Raw genomic sequence first — 14,423 nt, forward strand, 5'->3', positions numbered from 1 at the left:
AGTTTTTGTGTAAAACTTTTGTCGTTATAATAAAATCTGTCAGTTAAGATCAGATATAGGGGGGAAGTAATATGTGGAAACCACCAAAAATTGAAACAAAAAGGCTTGTGCTTAGAGAAATTAGGTTAAGCGATAAGGATTCTATTTTTGAATATGGAAAGAAGCCTCATATTTCGAAGTATACCCTATGGGAGCCTCATGAGTCAGTTGAAGATAGTGTCGACTTTATTGAAAAGTACGCATTTTCAAACTATGAGCAGGGGATACCAGAACCATTTGCTATTACTTTAAAAGAGAATGACAAGCTTATTGGTTGTGTCGGCTGCTTTTGGGTCTCGACAAAGAATAAATGTATGGAATTGGCCTATGTTTTAAACGATGACTTTTGGGGGAAGGGGATTATCGTTGAAGCCGCCCAGGAAGTGATAAATTATTGTTTTGAGAACTTTGATATTGAACGTATTCAGTGTCGTTGTAAGGCCGAAAATCTTCAAAGTAAAAGAGTCATGCAAAAGCTTGGGCTTAAGTATGAAGGACTACTTAGAAATGAAATTTATCATCGTGGTAAGCATTGGGATATGAAGTATTATTCAATTTTGCGATCAGAAATAGAATGATGTTTCTAGAGTTGCAAAAGTGTGATTAGTGGCACCTTTAAACTGAGGGCCATGCCAGTTCGCTTTCAATGTTACTCTCATACTTCTAAAAAATAGATTAAAACCAGCATCTGCTTTGTAGTAAATATCTTCCATGTCTTCGTCTGAAATAACGTAGACTGATTCAACCTTTTTTGAACCTTGTAGAACAGCATCGAAAAAGTTTGCGACATAAGAGCCGTTAGCAAATAATTCAAAGAAGCCAAGCCTCATTCCAAATTTAAGACCAATTTCGACATCTCGCTTAAGCCCACCGTAATGTCCTTGCAGCCAAGGAGATAATTCAAATATTGGACCTCGATTGATCTTAATAATTTTAAATTCTCCATTAAAAAAGTATTGATTACTTATTTGATTCTGCCAGCCATTAACTTGCGAAGAAGGTGTCATTTTATGAAATATATTTTGTAAAATACCTGCTTTAGCAGATGGGCCTTGTTGTCCTGTCCATAGATCCGCACGAAGATAGTAATCGCTATTAACGTGAGAGATTCCAAGAATTCCGTAGAGTAGGCCAGTATAAGGATGGTCTCCTTCTACTACAGTGGTACTTAAAGTTGCTTCTGGTGTATAGATTTTATGAGCAACTCCAAAGCGCAACTTTGTTAATGAGCCTTGAGAGTAGAGCCTTCGCTGATACATCAGTTCAAGGCCATTAGAGTAATACCTATCAGTTTCAAATGGAGCATCATTATCGATTTTTATTGAAAATTCGTTAAGAGGCCTACTTTGCGCGAAAGCTGGTAAGGTAAGAGTGAATAGGGTGACTATGAAGAACCACTTCATTAAACGATTGTATCATTTTAGGAAAAATCCACATCGAGATGGCCAACTTTGCTTGTTTAATTAAGTTAAATTCTATTATTTCAGTTAGTTATGAAGATAATGGCGATTAAAGGTATTCTTGTATTGTTTACAATAAATAAGATTGTCGACTTTTATGGTGCTATAAGCATTTCACTATGAATAGAATCGATTTGAAAGACAAAGTCATTGTTATTACAGGCTCTACTGGAGGCCTGGGTGCAGCTCTAAGTGTTGAACTAGCTGAACGTGGCGCAAAGCTTGCGTTGATGGATATTGATAGTGAAAAACTTAGAAAGCAGGCTAGTGAACTAGGAGGCTTAGCTCTAAGTATCGATGTAACTAGTTATGAATCTCTTGAACTGGCCATGGCAAAGGTCTTTGATTATTTTGGAAAAATAGATATCGTCGTAGCAAATGCTGGTATCACAAAAATGGCGCCAATGATCTCTTCAAGCGAAAAAGACTTTTCACAGGTGATTGATATTAATCTAAATGGTCCATGGCGCACATTCAAAGCAGCTCTTCCATATATTACACAAAGCAAGGGTTATATGGCCGCAATCTGTTCGATGGCCTCTTTCGTTCATTGTCCTTTACAAGCATCTTATGCTGCAAGCAAGGCAGGACTTCATGCTGTTTGTAATAGTGTTCGCATGGAAGTTCGACATCTTGGTGTCGATATTGGAAGCTTTCATCCGACATTCTTTCCATCGCCATTAATGGATGGTGTGACAAGTGACCCTGTCGGAAATAAGCTTTGGGGTGGCAATAAAGAAGGTCCTTGGAAGATGATCTCCATTGAAGAGGTCGTCTCTGAAATTATCTCTGGAATTGAACAAAGGGCCGAGCAAGTCGTAATTCCAAAACGTAAAACTCTTGTTGCTAAGGCCAGTGGTTTCTTTAGACGCTATATCGAACGTCGTGGCTTTAAAGGGAATGAGATTGAAGAAGCAATTTCTCTTTCTCAAAATAAATAATTCTATAAACTCTTAGTGAGAATTCGGGGCCATCTGATATTCATCGCCATTATTTAATAAGTGGACTACTTCAGTAAAGTCGTGTGCAGACGCAATTACTTCTTCCGTGTCATTGGCAAGTTCATGGTCATAAAGGTAGTGATCAATACTATCTTGAAGCTTTTGATATAACGGTAATAACTTCGTTTCAATCTCAACAGCAAATCTTGATGATGTTTCATGTTTAACAAGTTCCTTTATACTTTTGTATATTGATTCTTGTTTATGAAAGAAGCCAAGAACTACTCTTGAAAAATAGATTACAAATGACATGAATAAGATACAGTTAACAATATCATTAACGACTAGTGAAAGTAGGCATGCAGATATTGTAAGGCTGTAGATATATTTAATTCTTGTATTTGCTGCAAGAACGATTGTGAATAGGTAACTACTTAGTAGTAGTGGAAGCGCCGTAGCCGAACTTGAGTTTAGATAATACTTCAGTGTAAATAGTAGTTGAGCATTAAAGAGATAAATATAGCTTATCTTTTGAATCGAGAAGTGATTTTTCGTCTTATAAAGGTGAAAGGCAAAAATCAAAAAGTTAATAACAATGGCCAAGCCAGAATAAGAAATATTTGCAACTGGATTAAAAAGATCTACAGCAAAGAATGCGTAAAAGGCAGTCATTGATAGAATGACGATAATCGATGATCTTTTAAAGTTGTTAAAAATTGGAATATTAAAAATATCTACTTGATGATCGAGTAAGTGATCAACATCATCGAACTCCTTCATTAAGAAGTCTTCAATACGATTACTATTTTTTCTCAAACTATTCTTAATCTTATCTTTATCGTCTAAGCCTGAAGAAATCATCGCAAGCATATTATTGATTGGATTGAGTAAGTTGTGAGTGAAGTAACTCTTTAGATTTAATATATTCTTATGAAGTTCTTTTTTATGCCAAATCTGATTCGCATTATTCTTAAAAGTAATCGATTGAATAGAGCTTACTGTCGTAATGAAAAGATGCAAGAATGTGACGAGAACAAGGCTTTGATCTTTAAGGAAGTAATTATTCGAGGCCATGATAATAAAGTGTAGAAGACAGTACTTAATATTTGTATGTTGTAAGTGAAACGCTAAAACAATAATTCCTGCAATATAACAAAGTGAACTTGTGGCAGAATAATCTGCAAGGCGAGGGTAAATTGACCAAATGAGACTTTCCACTACAACTGAGAAAAATATCACAAATGAAATATTTTTTTTAAAGAGTTTCTTATAGAAAACGATCGCCATAATTGAATCAAAGACAATCATATAATTCATCGTCGTTAGAAGATGCGGTTCAATATTATAGAAATAAAAGATTACGTATAAGACAATCATCAGAAGAACTGCAAGAAAGTGCATCTCGAAGAATTCTCGATATTTCTGATCTAAATGGTAGTAATCATTCACCAAAACTTTGTCCTGTGCAATCATAATTAACTAATTAGTTTTTATAACCTCTTAAAAGTATATTCATTATACAATACTTTATATTTGAAAAAAAGTACATATTTAGTCCAGTATTGGTTAACGAGATTTTAGCTATTTATAGAATTAATGTGATTTTATTATCTTAAGTAGGCAAAAAAAAAGCCGCTTATTGAAGCGGCCATCATTTTATTTCATAACTTTTAGGAACTCGATCATAAACTCCTTATAGACGGAGTTACTGGCCTTTAGTGCCGCTTGATACGCTTTCTTAGCGTCAACTTTTTGAAGCATGTGTAAGTGGGCCTCTAGTTCTTCTTTTGATAAGCTTTCGTATGACATATCGAGGGCCAGTTTTATATTTCTTCCCTGTGCATCCAAAATTGCATCAGTTTGCTTTTGAGCGTTAGCAACGACTTCGTTTATATTCATTGTAGGATTTCTTTCTTGTTCAGTATGTACCATCATTGCCTGAATTAAACTCTTAGACGAAGCTGTTGATTGCTCTAGAAGTGCAGCTTCTTCAATAATACTGTTCACAATCTCTTTTTTATCCTCAGGAAGTGAGTATTCCTTACCATTTGTTATAAGATCTACAATCTTGTCCTGTGTTTGCTGAGCATTTTCTTGTAATTTTTTAGAGGTCTCACTATCTTGAATCTCAGCAATTGCCTCAAGTTCATCTAGGTCTAAGTTTTCATATGACTTTTCAAGCTTCTCTTGAAATGGAAAGTTTCTTACTAGCTCAAGAAGCTTCTCTTTTTTCTGTGGAGATTTCTCATTAAATTTTTTATTTTTAAAAGCATTTTCAAATGTTTCATTTAACTTTGCTTTAGATAGATCTTTTAAAATTTTTTTGATGACTATTTTCTTTTCACTCAAAAGCTCTGGACTATCATCTATCTTCTTCGCGGACCCACTCTCTGCTAGAGGACTACTGGCCAAGTTCGTCGACTTTTGCTGTTTTTCTTTTTCGACTTTTTGAGTAGGAGTTTTTACTGCTACATCGTCTTGTGTTTTATCAGAACTTGCGACAAAAAAATAAATCGCTATAACTAGTGCCGGTAAAATCCAAATAAGTTTCTTCATATATCCCCAATAATTAAAATCAGAACTCATATCATTTGTTCTATTATGCTAATAGGTTTGCTAATTATTTTGCGAGACTATTTTTATTTAGGCGTATTGTAAACGAAGTGTGTAAAAACTAAGATAAATCCCACCTTATAGTGTAGTAGATGGTTAAGTGAAATGGTTGAAAGTGTTTGAGAAAAGAAAGGCGTAGAAAATAAAAAAGCCAGACTAGGTCTGGCTTCTTTATAAAACTGGTACTCCCAAGGGGATTCGAACCCCTGTTACCGCCGTGAAAAGGCGGTGTCCTAGACCGGGCTAGACGATGGGAGCGCTAACTTAATTCCCGGATTTGGAAACCAAAAAACATTAAAATGGTGATCTCTCTGCGACTCGAACGCAGGACCCTCTCCTTAAAAGGGAGATGCTCTAACCAACTGAGCTAAGAGACCATCTGTGTTTTGGTGAGATTGAATATAAGTAATCTTGGTTCAGAAGTCAACAGGGAATTTAAAAAAAATAAAAAAAAAGTGTAATTTTTTTAAGAAGTTAATTTTATTTACCCTTAGTATTTTTTATCGCCCACCTTGTCATCAAAGGCCTTATGAGCTAATTTAGCCCACTATTACTAGTGTTTTAAGAGGTAGGCTTCAGTGACAACAGAAGTAGATTCAACAAATAATGAATTAGAAAATTTTGATGGAAAAAAAGTAGCGTTTCATACTTTGGGCTGTCGTTTAAATTTTTCTGAGACAGGAACAATTTCTCAAGGCTTTGTTGAGCGTGGGTATAAGGTTGTTGAGTTTGGTGAGCAAGCTGATGTTACTTTTATTAACACATGTACAGTAACAGATAGTGCAGATTCAACTTGTCGAAACTTAATTCGCAAGGCACACCGTTCTTCTCCAGATGGAAAGATTGTTGTGGCAGGCTGTTACGCTCAAATGGATGCGCCAAGAATTGCAAAGATGACTGGTGTTGATCTCGTTTTAGGAACAAGTGAAAAATATAAAGTCTTTGATTACTTAAACGAAGATGAAACAGATACAATCCACATCGATAAGTCTAAAGACTTCTTTGGTGCTGCAACTTCTAAAGAAGAAGGACACACTAGAGCTTTCTTAAAGATACAAGATGGATGTAATTACGTTTGTTCATTCTGTATTATTCCTTTTGCTCGAGGACGTTCAAAAGCGGTTTCAATTGCACAAGCAATGGAAGAGGCGAGAGCTGTTGTTGCTCAAGGTTTTAAAGAGATCGTTCTTACTGGTGTAAATATTGGTGAGTACGAAACTACTTCAGGTGAAAAACTTTTAGATCTATTAAAAGAGTTAAATGCTCTGGAGGGTTTAGAGAGAATTCGTCTTGGTAGTGTTGAGCCGAATACGATTACAGATGAGCTTCTTGATTATATGCACGCTAATCCAAAGTTTCTTGATCACTTCCACGTACCTATGCAAAGTGGGAATGATGAAATTCTTTCGGGAATGAAGCGTAAGTATACTGTAGAAGATTATAAGACGATCATTAATAAAATTATCACGCGTTTTCCAAACGCTGGAATTGGAGCAGATGTAATCTGTGGTTTCCCTGGAGAAACTGATGAGCAATTCCAAGATACTTTTAACCTTTTAAAAGAGTTACCAATCACTCACTTCCATGTGTTTCCATATTCTAAAAGAAAGAATACAGTTGCTGCACGTATGGAAGACCATATTCAGCACCCAGTAAAAAAGAGTCGTGTAAAGACTCTTATGATGCTTGGAGATGCTAAGCTAAATATGTTCTCTGAAGACTATATCGGAGAGACATCTCAAGTTCTTTTTGAAAAGAAAGACAAACAAGGCCTATGGGAAGGTTACACTTCAAACTTTATTCGCGTTAAGGTTGCACATGATGGTGATTTAAAGAATCAAATCCATCAAGTTCGCTTAATTGAGTTTAAAGAGAATAAGGTTTTTGCTGAGTTATGCTAGATGCTGCGGCGCTCACGATTTTTTTGACAATTAATTAACAATTAAAAACGTTTTCCTAACACAACTTGAACACTCAGGTGGATGAATTTTTATATTCTAGTTTTGTCAGTAGGAAACAAGGTTGGCAAGCCTTAGAATTTTTTGTTCTGCTTTTAAAAAACTCCACTTGCCGATTTTAATTTCTCAAGTCCCTCTCTGAATCTGAAGAAGTGTCTTACTGGCGAAAATCTTTGTGCTACTGCGTACATCTCTCTCTCCCGCTGTAGCACAAGGGCTTTATAAATTATAAATCCATCACGCTTATTAGAAGATGCGATTGAGCATATACCACACACAATCTATGAGTAGCTTTGAATTAGGCACTCGCCTCAATGATGGTTTTCTGCGACGGCCATCTCAAAAAAACCGACACAAGATGGATATAGGCCCCGAGGTAACTCAGGGCCGAAGTTCTATTTTAAATTTAGAAGTATTCTTTTAGAAATTTGATTTCAGATCTTTCTGGACCAAAAGCAATGATCCCTACAGGGATTTGAATCGCTTCTTCGATAAGAGCAATATAGTCTTTAACTTCTTGTGATAGCTCACCTTTGAAGTCATCGTTAAAGCCGGGTACTTCTTTTAGGATTGGCTTAACCTTTGCAAGATCAATTCCCGGATAAGCACAATCGATCGTACGACCTTCGTACTCATATCCTGTACAAACTTTTAGAGGTCCCATCTCACTTAGAACATCTAATTTTGTTAAAGCGATAGAAGTTAGGTTAGAGCATTTAACAGAGTATTTTAGAAGAGGGAGGTCAAGCCATCCACATCTTCTCTTACGACCTGTTGTCGCTCCAAACTCGCCACCTTTTGTTTGAATATCATCTCCCATTTGATCAAATAATTCAGTAGGGAATGGGCCTTCTCCAACTCTTGTTGTGTAGGCTTTTGTAATTCCTAGTACTTCTTCGACTGTTCCACCAGGAAGACCTGCTCCTGAGTAAATACCTGCATAAGCAGTAGAAGAAGATGTTACGAATGGGTATGAACCAAAGTCGATATCAAGTAGAACACCTTGTGCACCTTCAAAAAGAATTTTCTTTCCAGCGCGTTTTGCCTCATCAAGGAAGCTGAAAGTGTCACAAACAAATGGTTCAATTTCTTTTGCAAGAGTCATTAGTCTTTCAACTTCTTCCTCTACACTTGGAAATTCACATTCATATAATTTAGTGAATAATGTTTCTTTTTCTAAAAGGTTTGCTTTCAATTTCTCTGTAAGGACTTCTTTGTTAAAAAGATCTTTTACTTTGATACCCTTGCGTGAAATTTTATCTTCGTATGCAGGACCAATTCCTTTTCCTGTCGTTCCAATTTTGACAGGGCCCTTTGCTTCACGTTGACCGTCAAGAAGGCGGTTGTAGTAAGTGATAACAGAAGTGTTAGAAGATATCTTTAGTTTTTCAGGAGAAACAGTTAGACCAGAATTTTTTACATTTTCTATTTCTTTAGAAAATGCTTCTGGATCAAGTACAACACCGTGACCAATAACTGATACACAGTGATCGTGTAAAATACCTGAAGGGATTAGGTGAAGAACAACTTTTTTTGTTCCAACGATGATCGTGTGACCAGCGTTGTTTCCACCTTGGTAGCGAACAACAACGTCGCATTTAAGACCAAGTAGATCTGTGATTTTACCTTTTCCTTCGTCTCCCCATTGAGAACCAATAATCGCAAGTGATTTCATAATTAAGCTTTAACCTCGTGTAGTAAATTATCGTTTAAAAAGAATTCTTTCAGTTGATTTACGGCCATCTCTCCAACTCTTAATTGAGCTTCATCAGTTGAAGCTCCTAGGTGTGGAGTTAGAACAAGATTAGGAATCTTACGAAGAGGTGAGTCTTCTTCAAGTGGCTCAGTTGCGAAAACATCAAAGCCTGCTGCTTTAAATTTCTTTTCCATAAGAGCAACAGCTAAGTCTTGCTCATTAACAATTCCACCACGAGATGCATTTACTAGAATTGCATGTGGTTTCATTTTATTAAATAGATCCTTGTTTACCATTCCTCTTGTTGCATCCATTAAAGGAGTGTGAAGTGTAATAATGTCACAAGTCTCAAAAATTTCTTCGACAGTATTTGCTTTAGTAACATAATCAAGATCACTCGATTCACAGAATGGATCAAAGAACTTAACTTGTGGCTCAAATCCTTGAAGACGTTTTGCAACGATCTTTCCAATTTGACCAAAACCAACGATACCAACTTTCTTATTTGCTAGTTCATTACCTGTGTACTTAGACTTGTCCCATCCGCCGTTTTTCATTGTTGCGTCTGCGGCAGCTGTATGTCTTAGAACTGTCATCATAAGTGCGATAGCATGTTCAGCTGCTGAGTTATTATTAGCGCCTGGAGTGTTTGAAACTTTAACTCCACGCTCACCACATTTAACTTTATCGATATTATCTGTTCCCGCACCTGCACGGATTACATATTTAAGATTTGGAGCAAGTTCAAGATATTCTTCTCCAATCGTAGTTGATGATCTAATAACAAGAGCACTTGCTTTTGGTAGTAGTTCTTTGATCTCGTCTTGAGATAATTTTGGTTTTGGGTGAACTTCTAATTCGCTGATAGCTTGTAGAGATGCAAAAACTTCTGCATCCATTCCATCACAAACGACGATAAATGGTTTCACTCAGGCCTCCATGGATTTTTTAAGTTTTTCTTGTATTGCGATTATAGAACGCAACTTGCTACATGTAACCCTTAATATTAGAAACTTTTTGTAAGTTGCTATTTAGTTTTTCGTTAACCATAATTATCATGATGCAAAAATTTAAAAAATTATTAGTATTACTTATATTCACGCAATTGTTTGTATCAGCATCTCTTGCTTCCTATATTCCTGAGGGCTACTTCGTTGGTCATGAGGATATGATTAGGAATTATCAGATAACTCAGGAATATTCTAAGGGTGATTTTGAGGCGTATATCATGGCCCAAAATCCTAGTGCTTCTGAGAAAGAAGCCACTCTCATTACAGATCGAGTCATTGAGGTCGCAGAGCTATTTGGGGTTGATGCAAAGCTATTTCTGGCATTGATCCGTATGGAGTCTAATTTTGTACGAGATGCTATTTCTCCAACAGGAGCAGTAGGGTTAACACAGTTTACATCCATTGGAGCGCAAGAAGTTTCCGATCAACTTGGTCAAAGAGGCCCTGATTACGCAAATCTACAAAATACACTTTATTTAAATAATACTCTTTCTGACGAAATTCCTGAATGGACACACTTGTGGCTTCGAGAGAGAACATGGGCAGAGCAGAAGCTCCTATTTTTACATGATCTTGATCTATCCCTAGTTTATGGCGCTATCCTTTTAAAGGTTTATTTGGCCAAGAATTACCAAGATGATCTCATGACAAATTATTATGAGGCGTTGGTTGATTACAATGGTGAGCCTGGAGAGAGAAAATTTTGGTATGCCCGCACAATCTTAAAGTTTTACGATGAAATCTAAACTTATTCGTGCTAAAAATTCTTTATGAAAAATATTCAAGTAATTAAAGCCGATATTACAACTTTAGATGTTGATGCCATTGTTAACGCAGCCAATAGTGAATTAAAAGCTGGTGGTGGAGTTGATGGTGCAATCCATGCAGCCTGTGGTCAGGAATTAGCTGATGAACTTAAGGAAGTGGGGGGTTGCCCTGTCGGAGAAGCAAGACTGACTAAGGCATATAATATCCCTGCTGAATTTATCATTCACGCCGTTGGCCCAAAATGGGAAGGTGGAGGAAATGGTGAATCTGATTTACTTGAGAAGTGCTATATCTACGCACTTTCACTTGCTCTAGAAAACGAATGTAAGTCTGTTGCCTTTCCATGTATCTCAACGGGAATCTTTGGCTATCCAAAAATTGAAGCTGCCATTACTGCAACTTCGGCCGTAAAAAGTTTTGATGCTATTGAAGAATTTGATGATGTAATCTTCTGCTGCTTCGACGATGAAAGCTACGAGATCTATAAAACAATTCTGTAGCCTCTACAAAAGAGTGATCTCTTAATAACACTTGAGTTTATTTACTCTTCTTCATTTTAGAATTTCTGTGAACGACTGATATGATACTTATCAAGAGGCACAATCATGAAGAAACGAAAAGTGTTCACTTATTTATTCCCACTATTGGCCATTGTTATTCTTGTGGCCTGTCTAGGTCGAGGCCACAATCTTAGAAAAATAAGAAGTGAGATGATTTCAGATCAATCTTTAAATGTAGGTACAAGGGCGCCGGCCAGTACATTTGTTGAAGGTGAGGAGGAAGTTGTTATTGGAAACTTCTTTGATATCACTCAAAAAAATTCTCTCGATGATACAGTCGGATTTATTCAAGAAGGGAATTGGTTTCAGGACACCCTAAAAGGATATCAGGGAAGTATAAGTCGCTACACCAATGATCCTGGCGCTAGGGCCATCTATGTCACAGATCTTTTGGGCGATTCGACCTATTGTATTTGGTACTACAGAGTGCCATCAATGAATGCTACAGATAATGCAATTATAGATATCTTTGATGGTGTTGAAGAAATTGGATTGGCCAACTTTAGTCTAAGACTTCAAAGTAGTGAAAAGGGACTTTATCCATTGGGTGAGTTCTCGTTTACTTCAGGACAGGAGAGTCGTGTGATTCTTTCAAAAGGTGCTGAGGATCCACTACTTCTAAGGGCCGATGAAGTAGTTTTCAAAAAGCTTGGTGATTATGAAGACTGTCAGGGAATAATTTATAAAGACCTCGATGAGAGTGCAACGATAATGTCCAAGGCTGTTGATCAGAAAACTTTTAAAGGAACAGATGGCTACCGTGAATACGGCGATTGGGTAAATAGTAAGCTTAAAGGTGCTGATGGAAATATTGTTCGAATGAGTGAAGATGAATATGCTTATTCAACTTATAACTTCATGCCTAGTAGAACAAATTATTGCTTACAAGTTTATCGACCTACGATTGTAGGGGCCCTATCAAATGTTAAAGTGAGTATCTTTCAAGAAGATGTGGAAATCTTTTCGACTTTTGTTAGTTATAATATGCAAAGTAGCAAGAGTGGTTGGGTAAACCTAGGAAAGCACGAGGTTGAGGCAGATAAAGTTGTTACGGTAATTTTTGAAAGAGACCCTCTCGACATCGGCTTATTACTAAGTGATGCCGTGAGGTTTATTCAATTATCTAAAGATCAAAGTTGTGATTAAACAAGTAAGTGGTAAGTAATAAAAGCACCACCATAAGCAAGAACTGTCATATACCCAAACATTAGGAAGACATGTCCCCAACCATCTGTTTCTCTTCGAACAATCCCAAGTGTTGAGATACATTGCATTGCAAAGGCAAAGAAGATTAGAAGAGACCAGGCCACGGCCGTATTAAATACTGGCTTATTTGTTTCTGGGTCAATCTCAGCTCTTAGTCTTTCTCTTAGAGTTGTTGATTCTTCATCGACATCACCTAGAGCATAAATTGTTCCAAGTGTTGATACGAATAGCTCACGTGCACCCATGGCAACAGTGATTCCAACTCCCATCTTCCAGTTGTATCCAAGTGGCTTAATAACTGGTTCAATTAATTTTCCAAATTGGCCAATAGTTGAGTACTCTAGAGAAATTGCAGCGGACTCTGCCTCTGACTTTCCAATAAGCAGTTCTTCAGCTGGTTTTGGGAAAGTCGAAAGAAACCAAATTACCATTGAAAGACCTAAGATGATTGTTCCGGCCTTCTTTAAAAATACTCTTCCTTTGAAGATCATCGCCTTAAAAGCGGGCTTAAGAGTAGGCATCTGATAAAGAGGTAATTCAATAATAAATGAAGTCGTACTTCCCTTATAAAGAGTTAGCCTAAAGATTTTTGCAATAATAAGTGCAACAATACTTCCTAGGAAATAAAGGAAGAAAAATGCTAAGGCTTGAGAATTGAAAATTCCAAATACAGTTTTTTCAGGAACAAAAGTTCCAATAAGAAGAATATAAACTGGCAGTCTTGCCGAGCATGTAATGAGTGGAATCGTCATTAATGTTGCAAGTCTTTCTTTTTTATCTGAAATCGTTCTTGTTGCCATAATCGCTGGAACAGAACAAGCAAACCCCGAAAGATATGGTAGGAACGCTTTTCCATTTAAGCCAAAATATGACATGGCCTTATCTGTAATGATTGAAGCACGTGAAATATATCCACTTTGCTCAAGAAGACTTAGAAGGAAGAAGAGAATCATAATTTGTGGAAGGAAGATTACAACTCCACCAACACCTGCAATGATTCCGTCAACAATAAAACTATTTAGCATACCTTGCGGAAGAATAGCTGCAACGTATTCTCCGAATGCACCAACACCACCATCAATGAGATCCATTGCCGGACCTGCCCAAGTATAAATTGAATGGAAGATTAAGTAGAAAATTGCCAAGAAGATAACACCACCTAAGAAAGGGTGAAGAACAAAGTGGTCAATTTTATTTGAAAGTTGAATCAGGCTCTTATTTTTTCCAATCGCATATGATGCTTTTAGGTCTCTTGCTTTTCTTTGATACTTTTCAATTTGAGAAAGGGCAGAAACTTCATTTTGAAGCTCAACAAATTGATCTTCTTCAAAGCTCACATTAAATGGATTGTATTCCGTTGATTCATTTGAAAGTTTTATTTTATTAGTTGGAAGGAGAATTTCACTTGAAGAGTTTTCTCTTAAGAAGTTTTCAAGTGTTGCTCCACTGTCTCTCATTGTAGAGAACTTAATATAAGGAACACCAATGTGTTCGCCAATTTTATCAAAATCGTAATTCTTTGTTACATCAAGATCATACTTATTGAAGATGATTTTAATCTTGCCTCCAAAGAGTTCTTTAACAGCAAGTGCAAGAGATAGAGAAGAGTCCAGGCGAGCACAATCAACAACACAAACAATATCGTGAAATTCTGTAACTTGATTATTTCTTCCGATTAAAGTGGAAACTGTTACTGCTTCATCAATTGAAGATGGAACAAGTGAATAAATCCCTGGAAGGTCAACTACTGCTAACTTTTCTTCATGACGAGCATTAGAAATAAGACCCGCTGTGGCCGTATCAACAGTAATTCCATTGTAGTTTGCAACCTTACGATTCGCTCCAGAAAGGATATTGAAAATCGCCGACTTCCCTGAGTTTGCAGGGCCAATAAGTAAAATTTTTCTCATTAATTTAATTCCTCAACATTGATGAGACTAGCTTCGCTTAAACGAAGGGCAACTGTTTCACCATCTGTTAATCTAAGAGTAAGAGGAGAGCCTAAGAATGAAGGAGCGATAACTTGAATTGCATCACCTGGAAGAATCCCAAGTCCTGTCATAATTGTCTTATGTTTAAGTCCTTTATCAAATGATAGGATCTTAACATTTACGCCTTTTTTAACCTTCGATAAAACCATATTTAACTCCATTCGTCTCAATGGGCTTACTA

At 36.7% G+C, this 14,423-nt stretch carries 13 protein-coding genes and 2 tRNA genes; 6 read left to right on the forward strand and 9 right to left on the reverse strand.

What is annotated here, in order from left to right:
- The first annotated feature begins 71 nt into the window (after positions 1 to 71).
- The gene (locus C0Z22_RS07530) at positions 72 to 617 is read left to right on the forward strand and encodes a GNAT family N-acetyltransferase (RefSeq protein WP_103217752.1); all 546 of its coding nucleotides are present in this window, start codon (positions 72 to 74) and stop codon (positions 615 to 617) included.
- On the opposite strand, the gene C0Z22_RS07535 is transcribed toward C0Z22_RS07530, so the two are convergent.
- Entirely contained in the window at positions 603 to 1,442 is an 840-nt protein-coding gene (locus C0Z22_RS07535; protein ID WP_103217753.1) for a lipid A-modifier LpxR family protein, read from the reverse strand. The genes C0Z22_RS07530 and C0Z22_RS07535 overlap by 15 nt on opposite strands.
- A 176-nt stretch (positions 1,443 to 1,618) precedes the next feature.
- On the opposite strand from C0Z22_RS07535, the gene C0Z22_RS07540 reads away from it, so the two are divergent.
- Positions 1,619 to 2,440 (forward strand): SDR family NAD(P)-dependent oxidoreductase, encoded by an 822-nt coding sequence (locus C0Z22_RS07540; RefSeq protein ID WP_103217754.1) that lies wholly within the window; start codon positions 1,619 to 1,621, stop codon positions 2,438 to 2,440.
- A gap of 12 nt (positions 2,441 to 2,452) precedes the next feature.
- Here C0Z22_RS07540 and C0Z22_RS07545 read toward each other — a convergent pair whose 3' ends face one another.
- The 4 genes from C0Z22_RS07545 to C0Z22_RS07560 form a co-directional block, all read right to left on the reverse strand.
- A complete protein-coding gene (locus C0Z22_RS07545; protein WP_146037835.1) occupies positions 2,453 to 3,889 on the reverse strand; it encodes a hypothetical protein in 1,437 nt (478 codons plus the stop codon).
- Between the two features lie 207 nt (positions 3,890 to 4,096).
- Entirely contained in the window at positions 4,097 to 4,996 is a 900-nt protein-coding gene (locus C0Z22_RS07550) for a hypothetical protein (protein ID WP_103217756.1), read from the reverse strand.
- A gap of 237 nt (positions 4,997 to 5,233) precedes the next feature.
- Positions 5,234 to 5,311: transfer RNA gene (locus C0Z22_RS07555), tRNA-Glu, on the reverse strand.
- Between the two features lie 42 nt (positions 5,312 to 5,353).
- Positions 5,354 to 5,430: transfer RNA gene (locus C0Z22_RS07560), tRNA-Lys, on the reverse strand.
- A gap of 201 nt (positions 5,431 to 5,631) precedes the next feature.
- On the opposite strand from C0Z22_RS07560, the gene mtaB reads away from it, so the two are divergent.
- On the forward strand, positions 5,632 to 6,954 hold the full coding sequence (gene mtaB / locus C0Z22_RS07565; RefSeq protein WP_103217757.1) for a tRNA (N(6)-L-threonylcarbamoyladenosine(37)-C(2))-methylthiotransferase MtaB: 1,323 nt from the start codon (positions 5,632 to 5,634) through the stop codon (positions 6,952 to 6,954).
- Between the two features lie 463 nt (positions 6,955 to 7,417).
- Here mtaB and C0Z22_RS07570 read toward each other — a convergent pair whose 3' ends face one another.
- Positions 7,418 to 8,686, reverse strand: a complete 1,269-nt coding sequence (locus C0Z22_RS07570) for an adenylosuccinate synthase (RefSeq protein ID WP_103217758.1) — start codon at positions 8,684 to 8,686, stop codon at positions 7,418 to 7,420.
- A gap of 2 nt (positions 8,687 to 8,688) precedes the next feature.
- The gene (locus C0Z22_RS07575; protein ID WP_103217759.1) at positions 8,689 to 9,636 is read right to left on the reverse strand and encodes a hydroxyacid dehydrogenase; all 948 of its coding nucleotides are present in this window, start codon (positions 9,634 to 9,636) and stop codon (positions 8,689 to 8,691) included.
- Positions 9,637 to 9,767: 131 nt separating this feature from the next.
- On the opposite strand from C0Z22_RS07575, the gene C0Z22_RS07580 reads away from it, so the two are divergent.
- From C0Z22_RS07580 to C0Z22_RS07590, 3 genes are all read left to right on the forward strand, one after another.
- On the forward strand, positions 9,768 to 10,463 hold the full coding sequence (locus C0Z22_RS07580) for a transglycosylase SLT domain-containing protein (RefSeq protein WP_158246851.1): 696 nt from the start codon (positions 9,768 to 9,770) through the stop codon (positions 10,461 to 10,463).
- Between the two features lie 24 nt (positions 10,464 to 10,487).
- Positions 10,488 to 10,985, forward strand: a complete 498-nt coding sequence (locus C0Z22_RS07585) for a macro domain-containing protein (RefSeq protein WP_103217761.1) — start codon at positions 10,488 to 10,490, stop codon at positions 10,983 to 10,985.
- A gap of 105 nt (positions 10,986 to 11,090) precedes the next feature.
- Positions 11,091 to 12,191 (forward strand): hypothetical protein, encoded by a 1,101-nt coding sequence (locus tag C0Z22_RS07590; protein ID WP_103217762.1) that lies wholly within the window; start codon positions 11,091 to 11,093, stop codon positions 12,189 to 12,191.
- Here C0Z22_RS07590 and feoB read toward each other — a convergent pair.
- Entirely contained in the window at positions 12,188 to 14,161 is a 1,974-nt protein-coding gene (feoB, locus tag C0Z22_RS07595) for a ferrous iron transport protein B (protein WP_103217763.1), read from the reverse strand. The genes C0Z22_RS07590 and feoB overlap by 4 nt on opposite strands.
- Positions 14,161 to 14,391 (reverse strand): FeoA family protein, encoded by a 231-nt coding sequence (locus C0Z22_RS07600; RefSeq protein ID WP_158246852.1) that lies wholly within the window; start codon positions 14,389 to 14,391, stop codon positions 14,161 to 14,163. The genes feoB and C0Z22_RS07600 overlap by 1 nt, the downstream gene beginning before the upstream one ends.
- Between the last annotated feature and the right edge of the window lie 32 nt (positions 14,392 to 14,423).

Source organism: Halobacteriovorax sp. DA5, assembly GCF_002903145.1.
In the GTDB taxonomy this organism is placed as follows: Bacteria; Bdellovibrionota; Bacteriovoracia; order Bacteriovoracales; family Bacteriovoracaceae; genus Halobacteriovorax_A.